The sequence below is a fragment of the Psychromonas sp. CNPT3 genome (genome assembly GCF_000153405.2).
Taxonomy (GTDB): domain Bacteria; phylum Pseudomonadota; class Gammaproteobacteria; order Enterobacterales; family Psychromonadaceae; genus Psychromonas.
Map to the genome: position 1 here is coordinate 3,031,665 of NC_020802.1, position 20,746 is coordinate 3,052,410.

Consider the following 20,746-nt stretch of genomic DNA (forward strand, 5'->3'; position numbering starts at 1 on the left):
ATAAATGTTTTATCATTTAAGTAAATCGTATCATAAAAAAGAAGTCTCTCTATTTTTTACTTCAATGTTTATTTTTATGTTAAGTTTTCAATTTAATATCTTCGGAGCAGCCTCAGATGATTTTTTTGATGGTTATCAGAGAGCTTCAGAATCACTTGTTGTTGGCCGTATAGTGGAAACAAATAACCATGGTTATTTTTCACATGGTGGTTTTTTGGGGAGATACATAGATATCGATAAAATAGATTATCAATATAATGTGTATGTAAAAGGTATCACACCTGAATCTAAATTTGATATTTATTCATCATCTGCTGGTGTTCAAGGTTTTTTTTATTCATTAACAGATCGGAGTCTTTCATTTTTTAACGTAAATCCAAGCAAAATATTATTCATAAATAAGTGCATAACCTCATTATCCTTGGCTTTTCTATTATCTGTTTTTATAATCTTTTCTTTTCGAAATTTAGGCTGTGGATCTGCAGTCTCGTCTATATTTCTAATCGCAATCTCGCAGTGGTTAGTTGTATTCGCTAACAACCTTTACTGGATGTTTTTTCTAATTATTCTTCCTTTTATCATATCCACAGTATTTTTAATGAGTATCTATAATAAAGAAAATAGGTTTAGGTACTTATATTGGGCCATATTTATAGCCATACTTGTAAAGTCTCTAGCTGGTTATGAATATATGTCTACAATATTTATTTCCATGATCATTCCTTTTATTTTTTATGCCATAAAAGATAGTTGGACTCTCTACGAATTGATAAAAAGATCTATTTTAATTTCTGTATTTGCGATATCTGGTCTCTTAGTCGCTATGACTATTCACATAGCTCAACTAACGTCATATTTAGGAAGCATATCGAAAGCAGTGAATGTTATTACTCAAATAGTACTGAAAAGAACCAGTGGTAACCCTGATTCTGTACCTGAGGTTTTCAGACAATCTTTAGAGTCTACTTTTTCTGAAGTATTTACTAAATACTGGAATGGTATAGCGTTTAATTTAGAGAATGTTTTTTCTGTAGGGGGGACAGTATCTTTTGGTGGTTTAATTCTGTGGTTATTATTCTTATCTTTATTTGGAACGTTCATTATTCAACGGAAATTTCCACGACAGAAAAGATTACATTTGGCCATTCTCGTCAGTACTTGGGTAGCGATCCTTGCTCCTTTATCTTGGTTTTTTTTGGCGAAGGGTCATTCATATGTTCACTATTTTATAAACCAAATCCTATGGTATCTTCCCTTTTTACTTTTAATGTTTTCCTATTCCGGTTTTTTGTGTGAATTAACCATAAAAATATTTCGAAGTTATTCAAAAAGAAATAAAGCTTACTGTATCTGTTTCATTATTTTAGTTGGTTTGCTCATTGTTGTTCGTTCTTTGTATTTTAAACAACGGCATGTAAATAAATTAACTTCAAACTTACATTCTCTTGAACTTATTAATAACGGTGATATCTCTGTAAGTTATTATGGTAAAGATATTTTTTATTCGAATAAAAAATGTAACGAAAATTTAAATGCGAAATTCTTTTTGCATCTAATCCCTCTTAAATCTAAAACCCTAACCAATAATGTACATTTTAATAACTTAGACTTTTACTGGGAAAAGAAGGAAATAGTAAATAACAGTTGGTTTGATAATAATATTTTTTGTATAACGTCTATCACGTTCCCTAACTATCCATTGAAAGGATTTCGTACAGGTCAGTTTAAAAACGATGGTCAAATTTGGTTTAATTATGTTAATTTAACGAATAAACGATTTGTTAACCAGTTTCAGTCTTTTAATCTAACTGACCGCTTTGTAACAAAAGGAATCAACAAATCTAAGGCTGCTTTTTTCATTCAAAATAATTTTGCAAACAGACAATCAATAACACTGGGTGATAAGTTGATTTTTTCTTTCAGTGGGGAGCGCACAGTGGAAAAAATAACTTATTCAGAAAATTATATTAATGTATCTGTTACAGGTAAGTTACTAACACCTAAATATGATGCATATCCTAATATAATTAAGTTAAAAATCACAAACTCTGAATAAAGAAACAAGATCTTTAGTGGTTTATTTAGCGTATAATATAGCTAATATCCGCCCTTATTAAACATAAATATGATAACACCCAAAAGAAATCGTAGACTCCGCAAAAAATTATATGTTGGTGAATTTACCATTTATGGGTTTGAAGCATCAATGAGCTTCTCCGATATTGATGAAGATATTTTAGACACTTTTTTAGATGAAATGGTGGACTTTGTTGAAGCTAGAAATCTGCTGATAAGTTTCGGTGGCGGTACCGATGCTCTCAACGCATTTGTATGTTCAAGCGATCGTTATGGCTCAGCCTCTGATGATGATCGTGATGCACTTTCAACTTGGTTAAAGACAAAGTCCTTTATTAAAGATATAGACATTGACGCTTTAGTTGATGCAAATTACGCTTACTGAAGCTGCAATTAAATTGCAGAGAATAAAAGCCTCGATATGTATACATATCGAGGCTTTATACTCATTAAAACTATATTTTAAAAATACTAATGGCCTCTTTAAGGCTTATCGCCATTGCATTTAATTTTTCGGCCGTTTGCACGTTCTTTTGTACATCACTCGCGGTACTTGCAACTAAATCATTTACATTGACCACATTTTCATTGATCTCAGAAGATACTTGCGACTGTTGTTCCGAAGCCGTGGCAATTTGATCGTTCATATCCAAAATGAGTTGAATTTCAGTTTCAATCTGCGCCAAAGAACTACTCGCTTCCTGCGCTTTAAGTCTTGTTTCCTCTGCGCTCGAAGCATTAGCAATCATCAAGGTGACGGATCGTGACGCTTGCTCTTGTAGCGCCAAAATCATAGATTGGATCTCATTGGTACTTTCTTGTGTTTTAGTCGCCAATGTTCTGACTTCATCGGCAACTACCGCAAATCCACGACCTTGATCTCCGGCTCGCGCCGCTTCAATGGCCGCATTTAAAGCAAGTAAATTAGTTTGGTCAGCAATACCACGAATAACATCCAATATCCCCCCCACATTTTCAGTTTCTTTATGCACACTACTGATCACCTCTTGTACATGACCGATATCTGCAACTAATTGCGTAATATCAGCATTCATTGACGCCACCACTTTAAGTCCTATTTTTGAACTTTCATTGGCTTTATTTGAAGATTGGGATGCTTCAACGGCGTTTTGAGCAACCTCTGCAACCGTTGCCGTCATCTCATTCATCGCAGTCGCAACTTGCTCTAGCTCTAACATTTGCGATTTAGATGAACTGTCGACCTTCGCAGATGCGGCGCCCAGCAAAGCAGACGCCTCCAGCAATTCAGATGAGGATTGCGTGATATCAGAAATACTGCCTTTAAGATTTGTTGCCATCGTAATAATAGAGCGGTATACCCCCATGCTCTTTTCATCTAACTTCGGTATTTCGGTTAAATCACCGCCCGCTATTTTATTCACTAATGCTTCTATCTCTTTCGGCTCACCACCAATCGGCACATACATTAATTTTGTGATCAGATAATAAAGGATCAACACACCAATAATAATAAAAATAAACCCCGAAATCACATTGGTTTTAACCGCTGCCAAAGAGGTAGCATTTATATCGTCCCACGTAGCCCAAGCCCATACAGTCCATCTTAATGACTCAATTTTAGATGAAATCACATAATACTCATCACCATTATTTAAACGATATGTATGCTCACTTTTACTTTTATCTGCAAATTCTCGGTAACTGGGATATAACTCAAAAAGGTTTTTACCGACGGCAGTGGCTTTATCCGCCGCCATTAAAAAACCATCTTCACGGGCAACAAATATAGAAGGATCAGACGTTAAATCATGGACATATTTAGTAATATCATTCATTTTAAGGCTAATGCCCAATAAACCAAGAATCTTGCCGTTAGACTTCATTGGCATCACAATCACCATCGTTAGGTCGCCAGTACTAGCATTAAACGGTTTAGTTACCGAACGATCCGCACCTGACATTCCCATTGAAAACCACTCTCGCTGTTTCTTCTTAGCATTAAAGTTAGGTATTTCACCTTGGTTAGATGCGCTATAGGTTACGCCATTAGGTAGGCCAATAAACACATTTAACACCTGCATTTTCTCTTTATTGTTCACCAATAAACGGATCGCTTTATCATCTATTTTTAAGTGGCCTTGCTGGACCTCTAATGCATGAGATAAGCTTTGCAATGCAATAAAATAACTATCAATTTTACCTTCAACCGCCTTGGCAATTAAAAAAGATTTATTAGATAACTTCTCTCGGTAGTCTTGTGTCGAAGAAGCCTTGATTTCATAATATGAAAGTAGTGACAGTATGCCAATGATAGCTGCGATCAAAGCACCAATGGAGAGCATTAATTTATAGCGAGCGCTCATGGAAACCTCCCTTTATCCGATGAATGTCGATTATATTGTCTATTTAATAAGCATAGCTTGTAATGTAAAAAAATTTCTGTGACGACTAACGAGAGCACATTCCAAAGGTGTTTTTCTATCTAAAAAATAACAATATTACCCCTGCGCTTTACCAAATCAAAAAGGGAATGTTCGTCTTTGTATATTTTTAATTATCGAATAACGAACATAAACAAATGAATATCAATAAAAACTTATTGATAAACGATAAATAGTTGTTATGATAAAAACACATTAACGAATATACAAAGAAGAGAGCATCATGCATAACATACAAACACTCAGTCGACGTCTACGCATTTTCCTGCAAATTATGTTGGTCACTTTACCCATTTTGTTCGTTGCATTTTGGCTAACAGCCAATACGTCTTACGATTTATATCAAGCCTACGGTTTAGGCTTTGACGTTTCACAATATAACCTTTCCAACACATTAACGCCGGGTATACGCTTGCTCGCAGCGAGCGTAAGTGCCCTCTTATTAATGATCCCTCTCTATGCACTTAAGAAGTTAATTTGTTTATTCAAACATTATGAAAACATGCAAATTTTTAGCGAAGAAAATGCCCGTATTTATCAAACGTTGGGTTATACCTTGCTGATATGGACTCTATGTAACTTTATTTACACTGGCTTTATTTCTATCACTCTCACCTTTAACAACCCGGTGGGTGAACGTATGTTCTTTCTCTCCTTTGAAGGTAATGATGTACTCAACTTATGCAGTGCTTTTTTAATTATTATCATTTCAAAGGTGATGCAAACAGGTCATCAACTCGCAGAAGAAAACAGCCAAACTATTTAAGGATATTATAATGACCATTAAAATTAACCTTGATGCCATGATGCTAAAACGTAAAATGAAGCTTAAAACGCTGGCTCTCGAGGTAGGAATAACAGAGCAAAACTTATCTATCCTTAAAAACAGTAAAGCCAAAGCGATCCGCTTTTCAACCTTAGATAAAATTTGCCAAGCATTACAGTGTCAAACGGGTGATATTTTATATTTTGAAGAAAATGAGATGAGTGAGAAGTAATGTAAAAGAAAAAGCGATGTTTTGAAACATCGCTTTTTCTTTGCTGTATCAATAGAGACAGATAAGTATTCAAAGCAGTACTAATGATTTTTAATAATTGGGTAATTGGAATTTTTTAGATATCTCTATAATTTCATTATGACTCGAATGCGCAATTTTTTGCATCACGGTTTTAGTTAAATGAGGCGAAAAACTCTCAATAAAATCATACATATATTTTTGTAAGAATACATTACGGCTATAACAGATCCATGCATCACAATGTGAAAAGATACCTTCGAGAGGAATACTCACAATCTCTTCATCACAAATATTTAGCGCGGCAATAGAGGCCACAATACCAATCCCTATATCCATGCTGACGTATTTTTTGATCACATCAACATCCATTACTGTCATGACATAATTGGCTTTTAGGCCTTTTTCAGCAAAAGCCTGATCTTGCACAATGCGCCCCGTTGAGCCAACTTCATAACTTATGATTGAATACTGACTGATTTTTTCTAAGCTTATTTCAGACTCATTACACAATGGGTGCTTCGCCGGTAATATTAGGCTTAATGACCATTTATACGCGGGTAAAACGATTAACTCGCTATCCCGCTCTACTTTTTGCGCAACAATTGAAAAATCAGAATGCCCTTTTTTTATAATGGCACCATTTTCATCCGGATGCGCGGCACCCACATGTAGCGATATTTCAGGATATTTCTTAATAAAGTAATTCACTGTTTTCGGTAATAAGAAACGCGCAATCGTATTCGTTGTATAAATATTTAAACAACCGGAGCGAGGATCAAGATGTTCACGTACCATGGCATACATATTTGCCTCAAGCTCCAGCATTTTAAAACTTTCATCGAGCAATTTTTTCCCAATATCAGTCACTGCGTTTAAATTTTTGCCTTTACGATCAAAAATCTTCACTCCTAGCTCTTCTTCTAATAAGGCAATTTGTTTACTTACCCCAGGTTGGGTCGCAAAAAGGCTTTTTGATGCAGAGGATATATTTAAATCATGATTTATAATGGCTTTTAAATAATGAAGTTGTTTGAGTTTCATGCGTACTTCCTTTTATATGCATTCTATATTTTACGCGTAAACAGTGGTAAAACAGTTTTTTTGTCTAATTATCTATATTTGTGATAATTAGAAATAAAATTCAATTTACTTAATAGCTTAGCGTATTTTTTCTATCTTAAAAAATAAAGTAAATAAACAATCTCGACTAAAAGTTAACAACGATTGTACTTAATAAACAAAATTATTAATCAACAATATTTCCACAACTTAAGATCAATGCTAAATTCAATCATCACTTCTCTCATTTTTGGAAAAAACATGGATCATTATGCTGTTTTTGGAAACCCAATAAGCCATAGTAAATCACCTTTTATCCACGCTCAATTTGCTCAGCAAACATCTCAAAATATGGATTACCAAGCAATTGAAGCTTCGGTGGATGACTTTGAAAACACCTTAAATACGTTTTTCAAAAATTCAGGGAAAGGTTGTAATATTACGCTACCCTTTAAGATCAGAGCCTTTGAATATGCACATAAAGTAACACCTCGCGCCCAACTTGCTGGCGCAGTAAACACCTTAAAACTTACCGATGACGGTTTATTGATAGGCGACAATACCGATGGGGCGGGGTTGATTTTAGATCTGAATAATCACCACGTTGATTTACAAAATAAGCGCATCTTATTATTAGGCGCAGGAGGCGCTGCGCGTGGCGTTTGTGGCGCATTACTTGAAGCGCAACCGTCTGAGTTGGTGATTGCCAATAGAACGCATCGTAAAGCACAAGATTTAGCCACGATATTTCATGATCATGGCACAGTAAATGCGATTAAATTTAATGACTTAAAGGGTGAATTTGATTTGATCATTAATTCAACCTCAGCCAGTTTAAAAGGCGAGGTTCCGCCCATTAGCCCCTCTTTAATTCACCCCGAAACAGCAATTTACGATATGATGTATAGTAATGAGGCAACCGCATTTAACCTGTGGGCCAAGGCGCACGGCGCAAGATTAATTCTTGATGGATTAGGAATGTTAGTCGGACAAGCGGCCGAAAGCTTTGCACTGTGGAGAGGCCTTAAACCCGGCAGCGCACAAGTATTAAATCTACTACGCCAACATCTATCAACTTAGGAAAGATCATGCATACACATCGTATTAATGAATTATTAGAGCTATTACAACCTTACTGGTTAAAAAATAAAGAATTAAGCTTATTAGAAGTCTTAGACTTGATCCGTAAAGAAGCAGCCTTTGAACAACCGGTTGAAAAACTAACAGATGAAGTGCTTATTTATCATTTGAAAATGGCTCAAATTGGTAAAGATGAGATGATCCCAGGGATCAAAAAAGATTTTGAAGATGATTTTAAAAATGCACTTTTAAAAGCCCGTGGTGTACTTAAATAAAAGTATAATACGAAGGCTTTCTTTTAAAAGCCTTCTTCTTTTTTAACGTTTATCCTTCCCTATTGTCCCTTTCCCCTTTATTTGTTAAATTTGTTAATGAAAATGTCAAAAAAGCGTTATTTTGTGCTCTACGTTTCGCTTTACAAGATCCCTTTCATTTATACTAATGAAAACACTTATTGCGGTAAAAACAGATGCTTGAACAGATCAAAATAAAAGAAATAAAAAGTACACCTAAAGATGTCGTAGATCGCTACAACCCGAGCTCACGGATATATGTCCGTGCCACTTATGGCTTGTATCAAAAACTGCGCCGCTATACAGGGTGGGGTTTGATCTTGTTTTTTATCGCAATCCCGCTGTTACGTTGGAATGGTCATCAAGCCGTCTTATTTGATCTTGAAAAACAACAGTATCACCTCTTCAATATGACTTTGTTTCCTCAAGATTTAACCTTACTTGCGTGGATTTTTATCATCGCAGCCTTTGCATTATTCTTTTTCACAACCTATCTAGGGCGCGTATGGTGTGGTTATACTTGCCCGCAGACCGTCTGGACATTTATTTTTATTTGGTTTGAGGAGCATTTTGAAGGCAGTGCTAACAAGCGAAAATGCTTAGATAAAGCGCCTTGGAGCTTACATAAACTCTCTCGAAAAACGGCCAAGCACAGTGCTTGGATAAGCGTATCAATTCTAACGGGTCTGGCTTTTTGCTCTTATTTTGTGCCTGTCGATGAGCTCTATTTAGATTTTTTTACTTTTAACAGTAGCGTTACAATTACCGGCTGTATTATTTTCTTTGCGACCATAACGTATGCAAATGCAGGCTGGATGCGCTCAATTGTTTGTACTCATATGTGCCCTTACTCCCGGTTTCAATCCACCATGTTTGATAAAAACACTTATATCGTTGGTTATGATACCAAACGAGGCGAACAAAGAGGCCCTCGCAGACGTAAAAGCGATCCTAAAGCGTTAGGACTCGGAGATTGTGTTGACTGTGATCTCTGCGTTCAAGTGTGCCCAACGGGTATTGATATTCGCGAAGGCTTACAATATGAATGTATAAATTGTGGGGCTTGTATTGATGCTTGTGATGCGACGATGCTTAAAATGGGCTACCCAAAAGGCCTTATCTCTTATACTTCTGAAAATAAACTCGCCGGAGAAAAAACCAAAGTATTACGCCCTAAAATTGTGGGTTATGGTTTGCTATTACTGGTAATGATCAGCCTCTTTGCAATTAACTTATTTAATTTAAGCAGTGCAGAGCTAGAAATTGTTCGAGATAGAAGCGCATTATATCGCGAGAATAGTGAAGGTTTAATTGAAAATACTTACACCTTAAAAATACTCAACAAAACCATTAACACACAAACCTATCAAATCTCTTTTTCAGGTTTAGAAGACGCTTATCTTATTGGTCCCAGTGAGATAGTGATACAATCAGGAGAAGTTTTCACCCAGCCTATTGCGATTGCAGTTGATCCCTACGATATTAAAGCTAAAAAAGTAATGATCACTATAATACTAAGCAGTAAGGCTGATGATATTGAAGAAATAAAGCAAGAAACACCTTTCTTTCTCTCTTTATAGCCAAAGATAATCACTTAAACAGGCAGTACTTTGCCTGTTTTATTGGGACCCCTATGCAAGATGCAAATTTTAGTTATTTATCGTTGACACCAGAGCGTCAATTAGACGCTTTAGCCAGTATTGGTATTTACCCTCAAACTGGTCTTATTGCGCTTAATTCTTACGAAAACAGAGTGTCTCTTTTTACCGATGAAAATGATATTCGTTATGTTGTAAAATTTTATCGCCCGCAACGCTGGAGTAAAGAGCAATTACTTGAAGATCACCATTTTTCACTGACTTTAAAAGAACAGGGTTGTTTGCTCGCAGAGCCTGTTACACTCAATGAACAAACATTATTCCTTTTCGAAGGTTATTATTTCTCTCTGTTTCGCGCATTATCTGCCCGTAATATGGAAATCGATAATATTGACCAATTGTATGATATTGGAATTGCGCTCGGTAAAATGCACCGCATTTCTAGCGTCCAACCTTTTGAGCACCGTGAATCACTCAATATACAAAACATGTTAACGGCGCCGATTGAAGCACTACAAAAAAGCCCCTATGTCCCACGCTTTATTCGCCCAAAATTGTTTCGCTGTATGCATGAAATAAAAACAGTCGTAACTGAAAAGTTAGCAGCCCAAACTTATACAAGTATTCGCTTACATGGCGACTGCCATAGCAGTAACATCATGCTCCACCAAGAACAAATCTACCTCGTTGATTTTGATGACTGTAAAATGGGACCCGCTATTCAAGATATTTGGATGTTATTACATGGCTCTCGCCAAGATAAACAATTACAATTAAATATGCTACTAGATGGTTACCAAGAAGAATTTGATTTTGATTTTTCGGAATTTTCTTTAATTGAGCCCTTACGTAGCATGCGTATTATTCATTATGTGAGCTGGATCAACAAACGCTGGAAAGATCCGAGTTTTGTAGTGAACTTTCCTTGGTTTAAGACAGACCAATACTGGAAGGACTTGTTACAATCCTTACAACAACAATTAATTAATATGCAGGCACCAGCATTATCGCTACAACCTGACTATCAACAACCATACTGAGTATAAAGGACATAAGAAATGAAAACGATTTTTGCACTTTTTTTGGGGTTAATTTTATTACCTCTAAGCGCACAAGCAAAGGAATTCACAGAGGGCGTTAATTATGAGGTCGTAAAAGAAACGGCCACAGAAACCCCTGAAGTCATGGAATTTTTCTCATATTACTGCCCTCATTGTTTTAAATTTGAACCTATTATCAAAACATTACGTGCTAACTTAGATGAGAATGTCAGTATAAAGAAAAATCATGTCGACTTTTTAGGTCAAGGCATGGGCCCACAGCTTACTCGCGCTTTAGCTGCTGCTGAAATGCTAAATGTAGAAGATAAAGTATCAAGTATGATATTTGATCAATTACACACACAGCGCCGTGCAATCAATGGCCAAAAAGATATTTTAGCCATCTTTGAACAAGCGGGGATCTCAAATAAAGAAGCACAAGGCGCAATGGAAAGCTTCCCTGTTGTAGGTCTTGCTTCACAGATGAAACGCAATACCGAGACTTTTAATATTCGCGCTGTACCTGCCATTATCGTCAATGGTAAATACCAAGTGAATACAGGATCTGTACGTAGTGAAGAAGAGTTAATTGAACTCATTACTTACCTAACGAAGAAATAAATTAACCCTTTGTGATAAAGATCATATACCTACACATGTATGGTCTTTATTATATCCTCTATAAGTTATATCCATGAAGCGCTTACTTCCGCACTTTATTCTTAAGGAGTTTTCATTTTGAAAACTGTATTTAATAATGCAGCACAGATAAAATCTGTTTTACGCGATCTACATAATCAAAAAGGCTCTTGTAAAGCGCAGATTGTTGCCATTAGTGGTATTGAAGGGGGTGGTAAACGTCACTTAACTGAAAAAGTAGCACAAGCGTTACGCTTAGAAGGTCTCTCGGTTGCCATTGTGCACACAGAAGATTGGAGTGCAAGTGACAGCGTGCGTTTTAATGCGATGAATAGCCCTGAAGAGTACTACTTAAACGCCTATCGTTTTTCTGAAATGTTCGAGCAATTAATATTACCCCTTAAACTATTTGGGCATGTGAAAGTAGCGGTAACACGCGATAATATAATGCATCCCGTTACCGTGGAATATGATTTTGATAATGTAGACATTGTCTTAATTCAAGGTGTTTATCTGTTACAAGAAGCTTATATCGACCTTTATGCTTATAGCTGCTGGGTGCAAAGTGATTATGAAGCTGCGTTTACACGTTTAAGTAAACAAACCGATCTCGACCCTTCTGCCGTCTCCCTGCTTAATTTATTTGAAGGCTTAATTAAACCTGCTGGCCAATACCATATTTACACGGATGATCCTCAAGGTAATGCAGATTCTATCTATATAGAGCAAGAGAACGAAGAAAATGAGCAACCAACAACATAATATCCATAATGCCTATATACATTTTGAACGTGATCAATGGGCGCGTTTACGCAACAACGTTGAATTAACCCTTTCTCTTGATGACTTGCAACAATTACAGGGCATCAATGAATCTCTTTCTATCCAAGAAGTTATCGACATTTACCTACCCTTATCTCGCTTACTCAATTTATATGTGGGCTCTCTGCAAAAACGTCATAGCGTACGCGATCAGTTTTTAGAAACAAAACATGAGCACGTCCCTTATATCATTGGCATTGCAGGCAGTGTTGCCGTAGGTAAAAGTACAACGGCGCGTATTTTACAGGCTTTACTGTCGCGCTGGCCAGAGCATCCGTCGGTTGCACTGGTTACTACCGATGGTTTTTTGCGCAATAATAAAGATTTAGTTGCGCATAATTTAATGCATAAAAAGGGCTTTCCTGAAAGTTTTAATACTAAAGCCTTAGTTGATTTTGTGGCTGCCATAAAATCAGGAAAAGAGTCTATTGACGCCCCTATTTATTCACATTTAACTTATGACATTTTACCCGATAAGAAAATCACCATTAATAAACCAGATATTGTGATCATTGAGGGACTGAACGTCTTACAGACAGCCCTCAATGAACCGGAGCGCCCTACTCGTGTTTTTGTCTCTGACTTCGTCGACTTTTCTATTTTTGTCGATGCAGAGCCTGCCATGATCAAACAGTGGTACTTACAACGATTTCTTAAATTTAGTGTTGGCGCATTCACCGATCCGGATGCCTACTTTCATACTTATTCTAAAATGACCCAGCAACAACAAATTGATATCGCAAGTAAAATTTGGGATGAAATTAACGGCGTCAATCTTTCTGAGAATATTCGCCCCACGCGTGATAGAGCAAATTTGATATTAAAAAAAGGTTATAACCACCAAGTTTCGAGTGTCAAACTACGAAAATAAATAAAAAAAAACCGAACACCCAGCGTGTTCGGTTTTTATCGTTTTCATATCGATTAAAAAATCAATCTTATAAAATAATATCTTTTAATCTTTGATCTTTACGATCAAGATAATGCATAGAGCGTATACGACGCACCGTGCGAGATTTACCACGTACTAATAGTGTTTCTGTCGTTGCAATACGTCCATCTAAAGAGACACCTTCTACAAGGTCGCCTTTAGTGATGCCAGTAGCTGAGAAAATAATATTGTCATTTTTTACCAGATCGTCAAGTTTTAAGACTTTATTGACTTCAACACCCGCAGCTTCGCAACGACGAATTTCTTCTTCACCTATTCGAATGTTTTCTTCTGTCGGCCCTTTAACCATTGGACGAGGCAGTAAACGTGCGTGCATATTACCATCTAAAGCGCGTACCACAGCTGCAGATATAACGCCTTCTGGAGCGCCACCAATACAGTACAAGACATCGACTTGATTATCCGGCATACAAGCAAGAATAGAGATAGCAACATCACCATCAGGGATTGCAAAAACGCGGCAACCTAAACCTTGCATATCTTTAATGATGCGATCATGACGAGGCTTCGCAAGTGTTGCAACCGTTAACTCCGTTAATGGTTTACCAAGTGCTAACGCAACCGCTTTTAAGTTTTGCTCTAAAGAAAGCTCTAAATTAATGGCATCTTTTGCATTAGGACCCACGATTAATTTTTCCATATACATATCGGGAGCATGTAAAAAACAGCCTTTTTCGCCAACCGCAAGTACCGCAAGTGCATTTGATTGACCCATCGCCGTCATACGCGTACCTTCAATAGGATCAACTGCAATATCAACCACATTACAGCCTTCTATAGCTGTACCTACTTTTTCACCAATATATAGCATCGGTGCATCATCGATTTCACCTTCACCAATGACAATTTCACCATCAATATCGATTTGATTGAAAATAAGACGCATTGCCTCTACCGCAGCACCATCTGCCATATTCTTATCGCCACGACCTAACCATTTAAATCCAGCTAAGGCGGCAGCTTCTGTTACTCGAGAAAATTCAATTGCTAATTCACGTTTCATTAATGTAGCTCCACTATTTTTATAAATTGTATACCTATGCAACTTTAACTATCAGCATGAGACAACGATTATATGTCTCTTCACGAGGTGCATAAGTGAAATATTCTATTGGATACCTTACTAAGTGATATTATTCCATTTATGACTAACATTTAAACAATGTCATGTCTCTTTCACTCAATATTTATCCGACTTAGTGCTTATTATTTGACTCAATGCTGTGCCATGAGTCTCTCACACTTTTATTTGTACTTCTGGATAAAAAGCCCAGATCAACCGTACTTTTAGATAATGCTCTCGTTATCTGCTCATTTATGTGTTTTAAAAAGTAAGCGCACAACGTATTACTTTAATACTTTTCTAAACACCTAAATAGACCCCTTAATTAATACAATACTGATTAATTTTTGGTGTTCCGATTATAGCCTATTATCCTTTTAAAATAAGCACATTGATAATATCTTTAGTGCTTGAGCATATCCTACTGTAAAGGCGATTGATAATATCTAACAGAGACAAAAAAGTCTTATTTTTCATAGGTCTTATTCTCTAAAAAATCTAGACTAAGCATCTATGTCCAAGAAAAACAGGCCCTTTCAAACGAGCCGATCCCAAAGCAACACTGTCATTTTTATTTATGTCAGTTTAATGAAATTCTCTAATAATTTCAGACCTTGCTCAGACATAATACTTTCAGGATGAAACTGCACACCTTCGAGTGCCAATGTTTTATGCCTTATGGCCATTATCTCATCACTGCCTTGCACACGCGCAGACACATCAAAACAATCAGGTACGCTCAAAGGATCAATCAATAAACTATGGTAGCGAGTGACATTTAAAGGGTTTTTTAAGCCCTTAAAAACACCTTTTCCGTCATGATCGATTAAAGAGTTTTTCCCATGCATGACTTGCTGAGCACGGACAATTCTCCCTCCAAATACTTGCGCAATACTTTGATGGCCAAGACACACGCCAAGTAGAGGGATCTGCCCAGCAAAGCGCTCAATAAGCGCTAAAGAGAGTCCGGCTTCATTAGGCGTGCAAGGACCAGGAGAAATGACGATATGCTCAGGTGCAAGCGAGGCGACCTCAGCTAAACTGATTTTATCGTTGCGCTTAACCAATACCTCTACATTTAATTGTGCAAAGTATTGCACTAGGTTATATGTAAAAGAATCATAATTATCGAGCATAAGAAGCATAAAAACCAAACCTATTGAAAACATGGCCCTGAATAAAAACACGTGATAATAAATGCATTCAACAAGCTAAAAAAAGAACATAAACTATACATGTTATTATGCCAAATCACAGTAAAGCATCGGCTAAAAAGCACTTTGATAGGTTTGTTAAAAGGCAGAGTATCATTTATCGATACACGTGATCATAGAAGTAATATAATAAGGGGAGTAGAAGGCGTAAGCAGATTAATTTTTAACAGAAAAGTGCTATGCGATGATGATAAAATATTTTATGACAGGCAAAGGAAAGGGCAACCGAAGTTGCCCTTATTTTAGTCACTCTATCAAGTCCTTGACAGTTGATGCTCCCTGCATAAAATCCATTTGACTACTGCCATCCAGGCATCCTCTTCCCAATCCTTCGGGCTCATCCTTTTAAATATCCATATACAATAAACAATCCTGTTTATCGGTCATCTCCCAATCCATAGAAGGTGTCCATATTTTGTCATCCTGACATAATAATAACTATCCGCGTCATTATTGTTCTTCATCCTGAAGATGTTCCTTCACAACATCCTGTTGTGTCCTTTACGTCCATTGTATAAAGCATCCGGCTTTATTTGCTCTTATCCTAAGAGTATCCTTTACGTCCATTGTAATAAAGCATCCGGCTTTATTTGCTCTTATCCTAAGAGTGTCCTGTGGTTATCCTAACCAAGAGAAATCATCCTGATATCCCTTTAAAATAACATCCTGTTATCTAATGTAACTTGAAGCAACATTCAACTCCTGTAAAACCCTGTTCCTCGTTACGGATTAAATAATACGCCGTATTCACTAAAAAAAAGAACAATAAAAACAAACTTTTTCATTGTTAGCGTGTCTTACATTAGCGAAACCAATAAAATCAATAGGTTATTATTATTTTATTTTAATTTAAACAATAATTAGCACAATAACCTTATGATCAAATGGTCAATCTCTTACAAAAAAACTTTAAATCAAACACTCATTGTAAGGCTATTACCCCTAAACCCACGCAAGTATCATTAAGAACGCTTTTATTTACCAATACAAAAACTAGAGAAAATCTTCCCTAAAAGATCGTCAGAACTAAACGCACCCGTAATATCACTTAAATATTGCTGGGTTATTCTTAACTCTTCTGCCAGTAACTCGCCCGCTTTATATTCTTCAAGCTGCACTTTTCCTTCGAGTAAATGATGTTGTGCATTATCTAGCGCCTCAAGATGACGTCGACGTGCCATAAAGCCACCTCCTGTTGAGCCTGTATAACCCATAGATTCCTTTAGATGCTCTTTTAAAGCTTGCATTCCTAAACCTGTTTTAGCGGATAATGAATAAACAGGATATTGATTACCCTCTTTAACTAATACCGACTCACCGGTTAGATCCGCTTTATTACGCACCACCGTTAAACCTACAGATTCCGGCAATTGCTTCATAAAATCAGGCCAAATTGCATAGGGATCGGTTGAATCTGTAGTCGTTGCATCAAGCATAAATAACACCCGATCTGCAGTTTTAATTTCTTTCCAAGCACGTTCAATACCGATTTTTTCAACTTCATCGGCACTTTCACGTAAACCTGCGGTATCGATAATATGTAAAGGCATGCCATCAATATGAATATATTCACGCATAACATCACGGGTTGTGCCCGCAATTTCAGTCACAATGGCACGATCTGCGCCAACAAGACTATTTAAAAGGCTCGATTTACCCGCATTAGGCCTTCCCGCTATCACTACTTTCATACCATCACGTAAAATAGCGCCTTGTTGCGCTTCTTTTTTTACGGACTCTAAATTCGCCACTATTTGTGCTAAATCTGAAGCTATTTTACCATCACTTAAAAAATCGACTTCTTCTTCTGGAAAATCAATAGAGGCTTCGACATAAATACGTAAATGGATCAAACTCTCAACGAGTGCATTAATTTTATTAGAAAATTCACCTTGTAATGAATGTAATGCACTGCGCGCAGCCTGCTCTGACGTCGCTTCAATTAAATCTGCAATGGCTTCCGCTTGCGCAAGATCCATCTTATCGTTCAGAAATGCACGCTCAGAGAATTCACCCGGCGCAGCACCACGTAGGTTTTTAATTGTTAAAATAGCCTGGATCAACATATCCATGACTATCGGGCCACCATGGCCCTGTAATTCAAGAACATCTTCACCCGTAAAGGAATGTGGGGCTTTAAAAAATAGGGCTATCCCTTGATCTAATACTTCACCTTTATCATCCATAAAAGGTAAATACTCGGCATAACGTACTTTGGGTAACTTACCTAAAATATGTTTAGCAACAAGCTCAACATCTGGTCCAGAAACACGAATAATACCCACGCCACCACGGCCTGTTGCGGTTGCTTGTGCAACAATAGTGTCTGTTACCTTCGTCATAATTCATGATCCTTCTGTGATAATTGCAGACATCTTAATGCCTGATAATGACTTAATTTAATATATACCCATGATACTTCAAGATGCAAAATCAGCAAGCCAGATTGGGCTTAGCTTCTCGGCATAAAATTGAAACATAATTATTTTATATTGATATTTTATAACAACACCTCAACAACAAAGATAAGTTAAAGTTGGCGATCCATTTGGGGCGCTAGCTTGAAGGTAACATGGGTATTAATAGAGCGCTGAAATAATAGCGCTCAGTTTATCGACAAACACAAAAAAGGCGACTAATATCGTCGCCTTTTTTTATGATACAAGCAGAGCACTATTTTTTGGAGTGCAAACCTTGTTTCTCAAACTGTCTGAAAATAATAGTTTGTTGGATCAAAGTAACGATGTTACTCATCAACCAGTAAAGTACTAACCCAGCAGGGAACCATAAGAAGAAGAACGTAAAGATTATTGGCATAAACTTCATGATTTTCTGTTGCATTGGATCTTCTACTTGTGTCGGAGACATTTTCTGAATGAAGAACATGCTCACACCCATCAAGATAGGCATTATATAGTAGGGATCTTGTACTGATAAATCTTGGATCCAAAGAACAAACGGTGCATGACGTAATTGCACAGCTTCCATAAGAGACCAATATAATGCAATGAAGATAGGCATTTGTAGAAGAATAGGGAAGCAACCGCCAAGTGGGTTTACTTTCTCTTTCTTATACAATTCCATCATTGATTTAGATATTTTTTGGCGATCGTCTTTATAACGTTCACGTAACTCTTTAATCTTAGGTTGTAATAAACGCATCTTCGCCATCGAAGTATATTGCGCTTTAGTCAGTGGGTATAACGCACCTTTCACTGTAAAGGTGATCAAAATGATAGCAACACCCCAGTTACCAACGATACCTTGGAAAAAGAGTAGTAATTTAAAGAGAGGCTGAGCAATAAACCATAACCAACCATAATCAACAGTCAGATCTAAATGACTCGCAACTTCGGCCATTTCATCTTGTAACTTTGGACCAACCCAAAGATCAGCTGATATTGTTTTTTCACTATGAGCCTCAACTGTTTGCACTGGAGCTTTAAAGCCGATAGCCGCATCTGTTCCACGAATAACGTTACTATAAAGAACGTTTGTGTCATCTACAGAGGGGATCCAAGCTGCAACGAAGTAATGTTGAAGCATCGCAACCCAACCACCTTTGGTGGTTTCTTTTAACGCTGCATCTTGCATATCGTCAAATTTATATTTGCCGTAACGCGTCTCAGTCGTAGAGAAAGCACCACCACGGTATGCAGACATCATCATTTTAGATGAGCCAGAACCGCTTGGATTTTCAATGGTTTCTTTTAATTGACCGTAGAACTGCACATCAAAGGCTTTATCTGTCTTATTTTCGATATTATAAGCAACATTTAAAGCGTATCCGCCACGAGGCAATGTAAAGGTCTTAGTAAACACATTACCTTTAGCATCAACAAAGCGTAATGCAATAGACACAGATTCTTGGTCTTCACCTAACAATCTTGTATCGTGCGCAGTAGTATAAAGAGGGCGTCCTTTACTGCTTGCATCAGGGCCTTGCGCAATTAAGCCACTTTGCGCGATATAAGTGAAATCTTTACGTTTCTCTAATAAGCGAAATGGAGTTTCAGATTTGAAATCGATGTCATGCTCAAGTAATTCTGCAAGAATTACATCGCCACCGAGTAGAGAAATTTCTAAGCGTAATTTGTCATTCTCTAAAGTCACTGTTTTTTCTGATGCAGACGGTGTTACATTGTTATCAACTCCGGCTGTTACTTGGGCTGTCGAAGCGGGCACATCGGCACTAAAGTTGTGACTTGCTGAAACAGATGAATTATTGCTATGAGTTTGCTCAGTTGTTTGTAAATTTGCATTTACCTGAGGGTTTTGCTCTGTAACCCACGCTTGATATAGCAAAAAGCTAACAAACAATAAGGCAAGCAAGAATAAATTGCGTTGGGATTGCATACTTTTTAATCTCTTCTTTTATTTATTAAATCATGTTTTACACAACAAGTGGGTACAGGATCGTAACCCCCTTCAATGAATGGTTGGCATTTTATAAGACGTTTGCTCGCAAGCCAACCTCCTTTTACTATTCCATGTAATTTTATCGCCTCGATCGCATATTGAGAACAAGTTGGCATAAAACGACAACGAGGCGGGAGCAGCGGACTGATCCCTAACTGATAACCTCGTATAAATTTAATGGTTAGCCACTGCAGCGCTGCACTAATTTTCGCCATAATTTATCTAAAACCTTATTGATCTCTTGATTTGATAAATCAGCAATACCTGCTTTAGCAATTACTACAATATCAATTGCAGGTAAATCATGTTGCTGATGACGAAAGTTCTCTCTGACTATACGACGAATACGATTACGCCCAACAGCACGTTTAATATGCTTTTTAGGAATAGCCATTCCGATCCGAGGATGTTCTAAGGAATTTTTTCGTGCAAGAAGAGTGAGGTAAGGAGAAACCGCAGGGACAGCATTTTTAAATACCGGTTGAAAATCTTCGGGAGTTAGTAAACGTAACTCCCGAGAATACGAATAATTCACCACGTCTGGGAAATTATGCGCTTAAGCTTGCGCGGCCTTTAGCACGACGACGAGCTAGTACGTTACGACCGTTTTTAGTCGCCATACGAGTTCTGAAACCGTGAGAACGCTTACGCTTAATGTTGCTTGGTTGAAAAGTACGTTTCATGCTCTTTCCACTTATGTTAAGTACTGTACAGTAGCCAATCTTTTAATTTAGCGGTTTATCTTTTCTAAAAAAGACAAAACGACAAATAAAATGATCAACCGATTAAAAAGAGAGCGAATTCTATGTATAGATAGACCAAAAGTCAATCAGAGATACCTCTTTCTGGCCGAATAAATAATTACCTCAACAAGAAAAACTTCTTAAGGTTAATTTAAACAACTACCCCTACCTAAAGGTTTGGGTGCAAATATTATATAGAAGCGTAATTAATAAGCAAGGATCTATCAAAGATCTTTTTATTAAGTCTAAAATAATGAAATATCCCACCCTTATTAGGTAATATTTCCTTAAAAATTAATTATGATG

At 37.0% G+C, this 20,746-nt stretch carries 20 protein-coding genes; 11 read left to right on the top strand and 9 right to left on the bottom strand.

Features of this window, described 5'->3' with window-relative positions:
* Positions 1-4: 4 nt before the first annotated feature.
* Positions 5-2,056: a hypothetical protein gene (locus PCNPT3_RS13365; protein ID WP_015466382.1), complete on the top strand. Its 2,052-nt coding sequence runs from the start codon at positions 5-7 to the stop codon at positions 2,054-2,056.
* Between the two features lie 69 nt (positions 2,057-2,125).
* The gene (locus PCNPT3_RS13370; RefSeq protein WP_015466383.1) at positions 2,126-2,461 is read left to right on the top strand and encodes a YggL family protein; all 336 of its coding nucleotides are present in this window, start codon (positions 2,126-2,128) and stop codon (positions 2,459-2,461) included.
* A gap of 70 nt (positions 2,462-2,531) precedes the next feature.
* Here the strand turns inward: PCNPT3_RS13370 and PCNPT3_RS13375 are convergent, their stop codons facing one another.
* Positions 2,532-4,421: a methyl-accepting chemotaxis protein gene (locus PCNPT3_RS13375; RefSeq protein WP_015466384.1), complete on the bottom strand. Its 1,890-nt coding sequence runs from the start codon at positions 4,419-4,421 to the stop codon at positions 2,532-2,534.
* A 301-nt stretch (positions 4,422-4,722) separates the two neighbouring features.
* On the opposite strand from PCNPT3_RS13375, the gene PCNPT3_RS13380 reads away from it, so the two are divergent.
* Together PCNPT3_RS13380 and PCNPT3_RS13385 are read left to right on the top strand one after the other, a co-directional pair.
* Positions 4,723-5,265: a DUF2975 domain-containing protein gene (locus tag PCNPT3_RS13380; protein WP_015466385.1), complete on the top strand. Its 543-nt coding sequence runs from the start codon at positions 4,723-4,725 to the stop codon at positions 5,263-5,265.
* A 10-nt stretch (positions 5,266-5,275) separates the two neighbouring features.
* Complete coding sequence (locus PCNPT3_RS13385) at positions 5,276-5,497, top strand: helix-turn-helix domain-containing protein (RefSeq protein ID WP_015466386.1); 222 nt, start codon at positions 5,276-5,278, stop codon at positions 5,495-5,497.
* A gap of 90 nt (positions 5,498-5,587) precedes the next feature.
* Here PCNPT3_RS13385 and PCNPT3_RS13390 read toward each other — a convergent pair whose 3' ends face one another.
* Entirely contained in the window at positions 5,588-6,559 is a 972-nt protein-coding gene (locus tag PCNPT3_RS13390) for a LysR substrate-binding domain-containing protein (RefSeq protein WP_015466387.1), read from the bottom strand.
* Between the two features lie 279 nt (positions 6,560-6,838).
* Between PCNPT3_RS13390 and aroE the strand changes: the two genes are divergently transcribed.
* From aroE to coaA, 7 genes are all read left to right on the top strand, one after another.
* Positions 6,839-7,657 carry a shikimate dehydrogenase gene (gene aroE / locus PCNPT3_RS13395; protein ID WP_015466388.1) on the top strand — a complete coding sequence of 273 codons (819 nt, stop codon included), beginning with the start codon at positions 6,839-6,841 and terminating at the stop codon, positions 7,655-7,657.
* An 8-nt stretch (positions 7,658-7,665) separates the two neighbouring features.
* Complete coding sequence (locus PCNPT3_RS13400) at positions 7,666-7,932, top strand: YihD family protein (protein WP_015466389.1); 267 nt, start codon at positions 7,666-7,668, stop codon at positions 7,930-7,932.
* 194 nt (positions 7,933-8,126) lie between these two features.
* Positions 8,127-9,530 (top strand): cytochrome c oxidase accessory protein CcoG, encoded by a 1,404-nt coding sequence (gene ccoG, locus PCNPT3_RS13405; protein ID WP_015466390.1) that lies wholly within the window; start codon positions 8,127-8,129, stop codon positions 9,528-9,530.
* Positions 9,531-9,583: 53 nt separating this feature from the next.
* On the top strand, positions 9,584-10,588 hold the full coding sequence (locus PCNPT3_RS13410; protein ID WP_015466391.1) for a serine/threonine protein kinase: 1,005 nt from the start codon (positions 9,584-9,586) through the stop codon (positions 10,586-10,588).
* Positions 10,589-10,606: 18 nt separating this feature from the next.
* Positions 10,607-11,209, top strand: a complete 603-nt coding sequence (locus PCNPT3_RS13415; RefSeq protein ID WP_015466392.1) for a thiol:disulfide interchange protein DsbA/DsbL — start codon at positions 10,607-10,609, stop codon at positions 11,207-11,209.
* Positions 11,210-11,326: 117 nt separating this feature from the next.
* Complete coding sequence (locus PCNPT3_RS13420) at positions 11,327-11,989, top strand: hypothetical protein (protein ID WP_015466393.1); 663 nt, start codon at positions 11,327-11,329, stop codon at positions 11,987-11,989.
* Positions 11,970-12,920, top strand: a complete 951-nt coding sequence (gene coaA, locus PCNPT3_RS13425) for a type I pantothenate kinase (protein ID WP_015466394.1) — start codon at positions 11,970-11,972, stop codon at positions 12,918-12,920. Before PCNPT3_RS13420 ends, coaA begins: the two co-directional genes overlap by 20 nt.
* A gap of 67 nt (positions 12,921-12,987) precedes the next feature.
* Here coaA and glpX read toward each other — a convergent pair whose 3' ends face one another.
* From glpX to rpmH, 7 genes are all read right to left on the bottom strand, one after another.
* A complete protein-coding gene (glpX, locus tag PCNPT3_RS13430; protein WP_015466395.1) occupies positions 12,988-14,004 on the bottom strand; it encodes a class II fructose-bisphosphatase in 1,017 nt (338 codons plus the stop codon).
* A gap of 635 nt (positions 14,005-14,639) precedes the next feature.
* Positions 14,640-15,209: an anthranilate synthase component II gene (locus tag PCNPT3_RS13435; RefSeq protein WP_015466396.1), complete on the bottom strand. Its 570-nt coding sequence runs from the start codon at positions 15,207-15,209 to the stop codon at positions 14,640-14,642.
* A 1,043-nt stretch (positions 15,210-16,252) separates the two neighbouring features.
* Positions 16,253-17,620: a tRNA uridine-5-carboxymethylaminomethyl(34) synthesis GTPase MnmE gene (gene mnmE / locus PCNPT3_RS13440; RefSeq protein WP_015466397.1), complete on the bottom strand. Its 1,368-nt coding sequence runs from the start codon at positions 17,618-17,620 to the stop codon at positions 16,253-16,255.
* A 331-nt stretch (positions 17,621-17,951) separates the two neighbouring features.
* Complete coding sequence (gene yidC / locus PCNPT3_RS13445; RefSeq protein ID WP_015466398.1) at positions 17,952-19,634, bottom strand: membrane protein insertase YidC; 1,683 nt, start codon at positions 19,632-19,634, stop codon at positions 17,952-17,954.
* Positions 19,635-19,639: 5 nt separating this feature from the next.
* The gene (yidD, locus tag PCNPT3_RS14090; RefSeq protein WP_015466399.1) at positions 19,640-19,912 is read right to left on the bottom strand and encodes a membrane protein insertion efficiency factor YidD; all 273 of its coding nucleotides are present in this window, start codon (positions 19,910-19,912) and stop codon (positions 19,640-19,642) included.
* Positions 19,879-20,235 (bottom strand): ribonuclease P protein component, encoded by a 357-nt coding sequence (gene rnpA / locus PCNPT3_RS13450; RefSeq protein ID WP_015466400.1) that lies wholly within the window; start codon positions 20,233-20,235, stop codon positions 19,879-19,881. Before rnpA ends, yidD begins: the two co-directional genes overlap by 34 nt.
* Positions 20,236-20,245: 10 nt before the next feature.
* The gene (gene rpmH, locus PCNPT3_RS13455) at positions 20,246-20,380 is read right to left on the bottom strand and encodes a 50S ribosomal protein L34 (RefSeq protein ID WP_015466401.1); all 135 of its coding nucleotides are present in this window, start codon (positions 20,378-20,380) and stop codon (positions 20,246-20,248) included.
* Between the last annotated feature and the right edge of the window lie 366 nt (positions 20,381-20,746).